At 53.4% G+C, this 10,298-nt stretch carries 7 protein-coding genes; 5 read left to right on the plus strand and 2 right to left on the minus strand.

All coding sequences use genetic code 11. The features are described from left to right. Positions 1-172: 172 nt before the first annotated feature. Together ACF8AM_RS04770 and ACF8AM_RS04775 are read right to left on the minus strand one after the other, a co-directional pair. On the minus strand, positions 173-2,545 hold the full coding sequence (locus ACF8AM_RS04770; RefSeq protein WP_392554533.1) for a right-handed parallel beta-helix repeat-containing protein: 2,373 nt from the start codon (positions 2,543-2,545) through the stop codon (positions 173-175). A 489-nt stretch (positions 2,546-3,034) separates the two neighbouring features. After that, positions 3,035-4,267: a DUF1559 domain-containing protein gene (locus ACF8AM_RS04775; protein ID WP_392554534.1), complete on the minus strand. Its 1,233-nt coding sequence runs from the start codon at positions 4,265-4,267 to the stop codon at positions 3,035-3,037. A gap of 486 nt (positions 4,268-4,753) precedes the next feature. Between ACF8AM_RS04775 and ACF8AM_RS04780 the strand changes: the two genes are divergently transcribed. The 5 genes from ACF8AM_RS04780 to ACF8AM_RS04800 form a co-directional block, all read left to right on the plus strand. Continuing rightward, positions 4,754-5,296: a sigma-70 family RNA polymerase sigma factor gene (locus ACF8AM_RS04780; RefSeq protein ID WP_392554535.1), complete on the plus strand. Its 543-nt coding sequence runs from the start codon at positions 4,754-4,756 to the stop codon at positions 5,294-5,296. Positions 5,297-5,312: 16 nt separating this feature from the next. Next, a complete protein-coding gene (locus ACF8AM_RS04785) occupies positions 5,313-7,076 on the plus strand; it encodes a LamG domain-containing protein (protein ID WP_392554536.1) in 1,764 nt (587 codons plus the stop codon). Between the two features lie 63 nt (positions 7,077-7,139). Then, positions 7,140-8,546 carry a Gfo/Idh/MocA family protein gene (locus ACF8AM_RS04790; protein ID WP_392554537.1) on the plus strand — a complete coding sequence of 469 codons (1,407 nt, stop codon included), beginning with the start codon at positions 7,140-7,142 and terminating at the stop codon, positions 8,544-8,546. A gap of 37 nt (positions 8,547-8,583) precedes the next feature. Further along, on the plus strand, positions 8,584-9,030 hold the full coding sequence (locus ACF8AM_RS04795) for a hypothetical protein (RefSeq protein WP_392554538.1): 447 nt from the start codon (positions 8,584-8,586) through the stop codon (positions 9,028-9,030). 156 nt (positions 9,031-9,186) lie between these two features. Continuing rightward, positions 9,187-10,298, plus strand: a 1,112-nt coding sequence (locus tag ACF8AM_RS04800) for a dienelactone hydrolase family protein (protein WP_392554539.1), incomplete at its 3' end; no start/stop codon positions are given.

Genomic DNA, 10,298 nt, shown 5'->3' on the forward strand with positions numbered 1-10,298 from the left:
GAAGGAGCAACTTCACAAGCACCGCCTCTCCGTCGATGAAGCGGGCTCTAAATCACCAACAGACAAATCCACCCCCGAGGTCAAAGCTTCGACTCCGTCGCAACCAGCCGATGGGTGATAGCCCACGGTTACCGGAAATGAACCGGACGCGATCGCGTTCTGGCTAACTCAATCATTCCTGCCGATTTGATTCGTTCGACAACACGCGATAACGCGCGTTGATCACTTCCGGATCATAGTGACCGCCGCTTTCATTCAAGTACCGCTTGTAGACGTCAGCGCGGTAGGAACGATCGACTGGCGCATCGCGAAATTCGTCGCGAACCAGTCCAATTCTTTCGAAGGGAATGGGCTGAAACCCGTTGGTCGGTTGGAAGCCGTCACGGAATCGAAAATCCAGTTGTGCGAGGTCTTCAAACGCTTGCATCGAGATTTCTTCGGGCAACTCAAAGTGTCCCTCGGAGGGCAGATCCAAGATCTTCCCAGTTTCCTTGCTCTCCATGCCTTCGACCGTTCCCGACCCACCATGGATGTGAAAGGGAATCCGAACGCGATGCACATAGTTGTTTGCCACCACGCTGAATGTCTGCGCAAACGGATTGGTTTGAATGGCCTTGGATAACATCGGAAACTCCCTTTTCCAAACTCCGGTGGACCATCCATTCTCGCCAAGCATTTGTTCCATCAAATAGAGATTGTCTCCTTTGTCACCGTGTGGCAGATCGCGTCCAAAGCGTTCCAAGCCCTTCCATTCAGCTTGCACTTCTTCTTTGGTGATCGCCCCTTTATTCGTCCACCACATGTGCTGGGTTTTCATCGTGATGTTGTTGCGAAACGAATTCAACGGGCCATGGAACTGGGCCGCACCACGCCCCGATCGATAGAACACATTGCCATAGATCTGAAGTCCCATGCCTCCATCATCATTGCGGAATCCAATCACCGGGTGGCCGCCCGGTTCAAACAAGTGATGCACGAAGTTGAAACGCAACACATTGTTCATCGTGTGCCACTTTGCCCCGCAATAAGCGACGTTGAAATCGCCCATCTCGTAGCCAATGTTGTAGAACTCGTTGAATTCCATCAGCGTGTCAGCCGCGTTGAAACTCAGCGCCCCATTCATGTCGTGAATGAGATTGTGAGCGAAGTACATCCCCACGCCGTTCATTCCCATCACACCGTATCCGCGACGTCGACAGGAATGAACTTCGTTGTTCGTAGCAAAGTGGTAGCAGCGTTCGAGCGTTCGAAAGTCACCACCCCGCATCGAGAATGCACTTTCTAAGTCATGAAATTCACATCCCGTGATCCCATGCTGCGATCCGCCATTGATATCCACGCCACGATGAGTTCCGTTGCGGAAGATACAACCGGCGATCAATACGTTGGTCCCACCTTCAATCGAAACGGCGCAGCGTCCCGAATCTTCGAAGATCAGATCGCGAAAAACGCAGAAAGAAACCTCTTCCATCGTCATCATTCCTTGATGAGATGGTGACAGCATCGACAGGCGTGTCTTCTGTGGATCGATCGGGGTCGGGGGCCACAGATACAGGATCTGATCTGTGGTGTCGAAATACCATTCCCCAGGCTCATCCAGTTCTGCGAGAACGTTGACCAAACGAATCCGCCGAGGAATGGATTTGATCTTGTTGGCGACTCCGTATCGGGTTGCCTCTTGAAGCTGGATGACACCGTCTTGAATGGCACCAACTGGTTCTCGTTGAAAATACCAATCGTTGTGCAAGTAACCCTCCACCTGCATCCTTTGCGTGCGTTGGAATTCGCTCTGCAACAAAGGTGAAAGCGGTTCAACCGTGGTGAACTTCGCGCCGATCGGGTTACCCGGACTTGCCGTCGGTGGCTTCTCACCAGGTTTCAACCAACGCGTCGTGGGACCTCTGTCGAAGATCTGATCGATGTGACAGTATCCAAGGTTGGGCCACTGCGCCCGTCGAAGCAACTGACCGTCAAAGGCGAACAGGGTTGAATGGTCGACGCCAGACAACCATTCGTCTGGAATACGAACCATCACAACTTTGTCTTGTGCCTTCGGATGCAAACGTCCCAGCAACGCCGGGTCTTCGACTCGCTGAGCGTCCTGCAATTCCATTGGCGTACCGGCCGAGAGCCGAACGGATCCCGGGACTTCGGCACGATAGATGATCGGTGCGTCTTCTGTCCCAGAATCCTGTTTCGATAGATCAAATGTTTCTGGCAGATGGTAAACACCGGGCAGCAAGACCACCTCGATTCCGCCCGCCGGTAGACCCGACTCAGCCTGAAGCCTTCGAATCGAATCACGAGCCTGGGTGAAATTTTTGAAAGGAGAATCCTTCGTACCAACGCCATCGTTCGCCGCCGACGAGGATACAAAGATGGATCGATCTGGATCGCTACTCGGCTTCCACTGGGACTCCAAAAACCGGTCGTGGTAGCCCAGTTCTGCATAGGGTGGCGGCTGCAACTCATCTTGCGCAAACAACTGGATCGATAGGTTGGCTAAGACCAAACCCATCGCCAAAAACGATGTTGTTGAATTCATCAGGCGGGAGAGGTGGAGGGAGGAACGCTCAGAGGTGAGCAGGTGGGAAGGTAGGCGGGGCTTCAAAAGGCCAACCATTTTCAAATGGTCGGCCGAAAACGTGACCGACGTCTCACTCGGCCGGCACAGACGATTGACGAAGGGCAATCAGAATTTCTCGAACGAAACTTCTTCGGTCGCTTCGCCATCAGCGCCAATGCCGGCAGCTTCGTCCATCGATCTGAAATCTTCTTCGCTGTAGTCAAGCAGCACAGGCTCATCAGAAGAGCAACCTGGCAAGAGTGACAAACCGCCGAGACAAAACAAAAGGGCTATCAAGAATCGCATGTTTACCAATTTTTAAATGAGGAGGAATGGACTGCGAGAACGAAACAGGTCGTTCTCGCGAGTATCAAGAAAGAGGTGTCGAATGGATCGACCACCCCATCGCGAATCGCTGCGATGGATTGATCAGCAGGTGGATCAACAGAAACAGTTCGATGCCGAAACTTAGAACTCTTCGTCAATGATTTCTTTGTTGGCACGAGTCCCCAGTGCACCCCACAAACCGTAGGGACTGGTCCGTCCCGCCGTTTGATCGCACCCGGCACGACCCGGATCGACGGGAGGAGCATCCGCATTGCCCGCGTCGATCGAATCGGTGATAAACTTCACCGCACCGTCGCCCATCAAGACATGAACACCCCCCTGGTGTCGACTGCTAGCCGTGAAGGATCCAACGTGCTCATAGGCATTCGCATTGCCAGCGTTTCGGGTGCAGCATGGTTTATTGGGAGCCAACATGGTGTTCATCCCCGAGAACGCAGCACCTGCCGCTGTCCAGCGAAAGCCGCGTTTGACGTTTCCGTTGACCAACGGAACATAGTTGCCGTTGCTCAGATCCCAAAACGTGGGTCGTTCCGGGTCCACCAAAGTCGCACACGCGTTCGGGTTGGACAGAATCAGGTTGTTCGATGAATTGGTTCCGATGGTCGTGGTGACAAAGTTGTCACCCAAATCGGTCGCAATCTCACCCATTGCAATCGTGTTGCTGAGCCCGTCCAAAATGTCACGGAATTTCATGCTTGCATGAGCAACAAAGAATCCGCGGCATCGCGGTTCTGATGATGCACCGGCAACGGTTTGATTGTTGTTGCGATGTTTGATCCCACGATGATTGTTCCAAATCCCATCCCCCAAACAGAACGCGTAGTTGGTTCGACCCAGAGCAGGCAAACCAAACCCAGGATCGCTGGGGCACCGAATCGTTGGGATCTCCGTCCGGGCAGGGTTGTAGCGGGCAACATCCGAACCGCCGTAGGTGTGGTTGGATCCGAATGGCCAGTACAAGATGGCAGTGTCGTCACTGACCGTCTTCACGGTCATCTGTTCCCACAGTCCCTGTTGCTCCATGAAAGGCATCAATCCGATGAGCGCACTGCCTTGGCTTTTCGTCGAACGACGATTTTCCGATCCCTCGTTCCCATTGTTGTTCGGTCCGCGTGACTCATCGCCGTAGGGCCCCGTGCCCTGAATTGGCAATTGATTGAAAGCCGCGTGATAGTTGTGCATCCCCAAACCAAGCTGCTTGAAGTTATTGCTGCAACTCATGCGACGGGCCGCTTCACGAGCAGCCTGGACCGCCGGCAGCAACAATCCCACCAACACACCGATGATCGCGATCACGACCAGTAACTCGACAAGTGTGAAGCCCTCACGACGATGTTTTTGTTGTTTGTTCATTAAATGATTCCTGTCGCAGTCTGATAGATCAAGCGGGATCCCATGCCAATGTTCACCCCGTGACTGCGATCGCGGTGAGTGGCATTGACCCGAACAAGGGCGGTCCGTTTACCGCCTTGAGGAATTACTGCCGTTCTCAAGACAAATAGCCGACTAATTCACGAAAACATTCCTAATTTTTCGATTGCGACTGATCGAATCTCTTCTGACATCCATTCCATAGACTTCCAAGGCGATGGACTTGAACGCTCACCCTCAAGTTCTCGCACCATGACTGCTATCTTTGTTCATCGCAGAACCGAATTTGTTCGCTGACAAAATCGATGGAATTGAAGTCAATTACCGGCCAATCTCCTACTGACCGGCAGTATCCCTTTGCACCGATTCCAAGCGGATCAGCTTCGCTTCTCCCTCCAAATGGGTGGCCCCACTCTCACCGAGAACAAACGATCTGATGAATCGACTGTCCAGAGAAGTGAATTGACAATGACAGCCAACAACTCTCTTCATGACCACGCTGAGGTGGAACGGTTTGTACGTTTGCTCACGGCGAACGAGAGACGACTACGCGCCTTCCTCTTCCAATTGGTTGTCGATCGCGACGCCGTGGATGAAATCATGCAGGACGCATGCACGTCGTTGTGGAAGAAATTCTCGCAACTGGAAGACGACGAAGGATTCCTGCCATGGGCTTACGTGGTCTGCCGATACGAAGTGTTGATGTATCGCCGCAAGCGAGCGAGAGACCGGTTGGTCTTTGACGAAGGCCTGATCGAACAGATTGCGAACGAAGCAACGGAACGTGCGGCGGGTGACCAGATCGATCAAAGGCAAACGTACTTGAAGGATTGCCTGGCGCAATTGCAAGAAGCCGATCGTCGGTTATTGATGACCGCCTACGGTTCCAAAGCAACCATCATTGAAATGGCAGAACAACTCAATTTGACGTCCAACGCCCTTTACAAGACGCTGGGTCGTCTTCGCCGGCGTTTGAAAGGCTGCGTCAAAGGAAAGCTGGCCACCTCATAACACTGGAATCAAGAACATGAACAACCGGTTGGACGACTTAATCGACCAGTATTGCGCCGGATGCATCGAAGAGTCTGACTTCATCGAACTTCAAAGTCTGCTTCTCGAAAGTGATGCCAATCGCCAACGCTACTATGAGATGCTGCAAATCCATTCGGATCTGCATGAACTCGTTGACACAGAATTGCACGACGAACAGGAAACTTCTCCACTCACCCGCACCTTCACAGATACAATTGCGGTCGAGAAGCCTCAAGCTAACGTGTCGACTGAGAGACCAACCGGGTTGAACAGAATCTTTCCCACGCAAGCCTGGATGTTAGTTGCGTCCGTTTCATCCATCGCAGCAGCATTCCTGGCAGTCGTTGTTTGGCAGCAATCCCGCTCTTTGCACGCGCATGCGAACCAGCAAACTGTCCTGCCGTCCGGTCAGGAACGCAAGGTCGTGTCGGTGGTCAACCCGGCAAAGTCTTTGATGCTTCCCACCCAAATCACGTCGCACAAAACGGACTCGTTGGCGATCCTTCAACAAGTGGTTGATCCAGTCTGGCAGGACGGTGAAGACTCGCCTCGTGTTGGCGATGAACTGACTGCTCAAACTCTGGATCTGCAGAACGGGATCATTCATCTGGCCTTTCTCAACGGCGCAACCGCGATCCTAGAAGGCCCGGCCAAGTTGGATTTGATCAACCGTCAACTCGGTGTGTTGCATCACGGTAAGATCCGATGTTTCGTTCCAGAATCTGCTCATGGTTTCACCATCGAAACCTCGACGAACCGATTTGTTGATTTGGGCACTCAGTTTGGATTGGATGTGGGAATCGATGGCGAGCAAGAACTGCATGTTTTTGACGGGGAGGTCGAAATGCAGTCGATTCAAGATCGAGGAACAGCCCAACGGATTGTTTCTGGGAAAGCGATTTCACGAGACGCTCCTGACCACAACTGGTCCACCGTTGCAACGCAGCCCACACGTTTCACCAGTGTTGAGAAACTGTGGGGATTGAAGCAACGATCCGATCAACGACGATATGAACGTTGGAAACAACACATCGCGACCGTGTTGGAGGATCCTGATCTGGTCGTGCTCTACGATTTCGAACCCAACGCTTCCGAACCAAGCCGGCTGACCAACCAAAAGTCGGACTCCATTCACGGAACGATCCTCGGTTGCGAATGGTCTCGCGGTCGCTGGGATGGAAAGTCTGCCTTGGAGTTCAAACGTCCAAACAATCGTGTGCAGTTCAACCTGCCGGGAACCTTCGAAGATCTCACGATGATGACGTGGTTGCGCATCGACGGGTTTGATCGTTTCTTCAGTTCTCTCATGTCAACAGACCGGTTTGACAATCATCACATCCACTGGCATTTCAAATCCAGCGGTCAAATTGGTTCGGGCATTAAACCTCCGTCCTCGCTTCGAGTGCTTTACGACACGGAAGAAACCTTGGGTTACGAAGACCTCGGTCGCTGGATGCATCTCGCCTTGGTGGTCAACCAAACCGATCAAACGGTGACTCATTTCCTCAATGGTCAAGTTGTCGGCCAATTCCCTCTTCACACGGGTAGTGAAAAAATGCGAACCGACGTGTTCGGCAGTGAGTTGTGGCCCATTCGAGTCGGGAAAGCAGAACTAGGGAACTGGAGCCCGGCGGAAGATTACGACGAATGGCTGGTGCGGAACCTGAATGGTCGGATTGATGAATTCTCCGTCTTTCGGCGCGCTCTCAGCAACCAAGAAATCCAACAGTCCTACGAACTGGGAAAACCAAATTCGTGATTCCCGATCGCGATCCACCAATCCCTCTTTGATCTCGAACTCTATTTCTTCCTTCCTATCTCCATGCCAGCTCAATCCGCGAAAACAAACGTCTCGATTCAATCATCCACCACTCGTCGACGATTCCTGACACGTTCCGCAGGATTGTCGGTCGCAACCTTGGCACCGACCCACTTGCGTTCAGTCCTTTCTGCGGAACCTGATTCAGCCAACGACCGTCCGGGATTGGCTCTCGTCGGCGCTGGCCGGATGGGGCACAACCACCTGCGATTTGCCGAAGGCATGTGCGATGTCGTTGCGGTTTGCGATGTCGATCAGAACCATCGCGAAAAAGCGGTTCAGAATCTGAGCGGCGGCAAAGCCACGGGGGTCAACGATTATCGCGAAGTGTTGGACCACAAAGAAGTGGATGTCGTTTACATCGCCACACCCGATCACTGGCACGCCAAGATTCTGATCGAAGCCATGTTGGCGGGCAAAGACGTCTACTGCGAAAAGCCTCTGACACTGACCGTAGATGAAGGCAAGCAAATTCGAAAGGTGCAGCAGCAAACCGGACGCATCGTCCAAGTTGGAACGATGCAGCGAAGCTATCTGGATTTGTTTGTCAAAGCGGTGGCCATCGCTGGCTCGGGTAGACTCGGACGCATCCTTCGAGCAACGGCGTCGATCGGAGGAAGCTCGAGTTCCGGCCCCATTCCCGTCGCCAAGGTCCCCAAGTGGCTGGATTGGAACCAATGGTTGGGGCCCGCCCCAGAATCACCTTTTCGACTGATCGCGGATCCCAAAGCGGACGAGTGGCACATCGGCAAGACAAACGCTCATCAGAATTTCCGTTGGTGGTATGACTACTCCGGCGGGAAAATGACCGACTGGGGTGCCCACCATGTCGACATCGCTTGTTGGGCTTTTCGCGAAGCGGGGCAATCCGACGCGCTGGTTTCGATTGAAGGGAATGCCAAGATGCCAGTGCCGTACGAAAACGGTTTCCCAACTCAAGCGGATCAATACAACACTGCTCATTCGTTTTCGATGCTTGCCAAGATGAAAGATGGCACGGAGCTTCATATCAAAAGCGAAGGCAGGAATGGCGTTCTGTTGGAAGGCACCCGCGGCCGTATCTTTGTCAGTCGAGGCGACTTGACCGGTGCCCCGGTGGAGCAGTTGAAAGACCAACCGCTTCCCGAAGATGCCGTCGCGAAGGTCTATCGCAATATGCCAATGCCGTCCAACCAGCATCGCAACCACTGGGCCAACTTTTTCCACTGCACACGAGAACGAGTCGAACCGATTTCGGACGTTACCAGTCACCTTCGAGCGATTGACATTTGTCACCTCGCCAACTTGTCGGCTCGGTTTGGGCGGTCACTTCGTTGGGATGCGGAAACCGAACAAATTCTTGGCGATGATGAAATGAATTCTCTGCTGGCGCGCCCCGCTCGTTCCGGTTTCGAGACTAAACTCTCCTGAACCCACTCGTTCACGTGCCACAGCTTCTTCCCACCCCATGATCAATCGAATCGATGAAGAAAACGGATCGTTGGTGATCCGTAGCTATCCCACTTGGATCGCCGGGTTCTGTTTGATTGTGCTGGTGGCGGTGATTGTCCAATTTGTTCGTGGTCAACTGGCTTGGATCGATGCTGCCATTCCCACCTTTGTTGTGATCGTCGCCGCATCGGTCTTGGAATACAAAGTCGCCACCTTTCGACGAGGCGATCCGAACGTGTTGATTCAGTCGATTCGTTTGCTTCACCGCAAAGAAACGCGAATTCCAATGGATCAAATTCGCTCCGTCCATCGCAGCACTGGGCGGGGCGGCCACTCCCATGCCGGAGTGGTGGAACTGAGAACCGTGGATGACGCTGTGTCAGTGACCTCCGTGGCGGCGTTGGGTCCTCGCAAACAAGTCGTGGCGTTGAAAGCGATCCGCGAATTTTTGTCTCTCGGTTGAACGCGATTTCGCGGCTCGCACACAGGTTTTTCCGGACATGGCCTGGGGTTGTTGGTGGTCGAGACTCGCTGACTGAGTCATCATGGTGATCCGGTCGGGCGATTCTTTTGTCGTTCTCGACTCTGCTTGATCATCCACACCTGCTGAGACATCACCATGAATTGGTCTTCGAACATCCGACTCACATGGATGCCGTTTCTAGTCGCGACCTGCATTGGCTTGCTTGGCAACTCGCATGCAACTGGAACGGAAACTTCAGTTGGGGAGGCGGACTCCGCGGGTGCGGTCCAAGCACTCGAGGAATTTTTGAACGATCATTCGACCGAAGACTTCCAAACGATTGCGGAGCTACCGTGGAGCTTGACCGCATTGACCGCTCAGGACGTCGTTCGAGCGAGAGAACTTTTGGCGGCAGCTCACAAGCGAGTTCTGCGCAAGACCCGAGCCGACGAAATGCAGAAGAAAGTGTTGACGCTCGGAGACTTGAAGATGTCGTTTGACTATCGCATTTTTGGTGAAGCACCCGAAGGCGGACGCAGTCTTTACATCTCCATGCACGGCGGTGGTGGTGCCCCGAAAGCGATCAACGATCGTCAGTGGGAAAACCAGAAACGTTTGTATCAACCCGCTGAAGGCGTCTACGTGGCACCGCGTGCACCGACTGACACATGGAACCTGTGGCATCAAAAGCACATCGATCCGATGTTCGTGCGTTTGATTGAAAACATGGTCGCGTTTGAAAACGTCAATCCAAATCGCGTCTACGTGATGGGTTATTCCGCTGGCGGTGACGGCGTGTATCAATTGGCACCTCGCATGTCCGACCGCTGGGCGGCCGCCGCGATGATGGCGGGGCACCCCAACGAAACCTCCGCCCTGGGACTTCGCAACGTTCCCTTCGCGTTGCAAATGGGAGGCAAAGACGCGGCCTACAAACGCAACCAAATCGCTGCCGATTGGCAAACAAAGCTGGCCGAACTGCAACAAGCTGACCCCGACGGATACGAACACTTCGTGAAGATCTACCCGAACAAAGGGCACTGGATGGATCGCGAAGATGCCATCGCACTTCCTTGGATGGCCAAGCACACTCGGAACGTGACCCCGTCCAAGATCGTATGGGTCCAAGACGATGTGACCCACTCGCATTTCTATTGGTTGGGCGTGGAAGAGTCGTCGGTCAAAGCCGGTGCAACCATCATCGCAACCGATGACGTTCAAACGATTGATTTGACCTCCTCGGACGTGAACAAGATGCAGGTCTTCTT

Origin of the sequence: Rhodopirellula sp. JB055 (assembly GCF_043100905.1) — a bacterium.
Classification (GTDB): Bacteria; Planctomycetota; Planctomycetia; order Pirellulales; family Pirellulaceae; genus Rhodopirellula.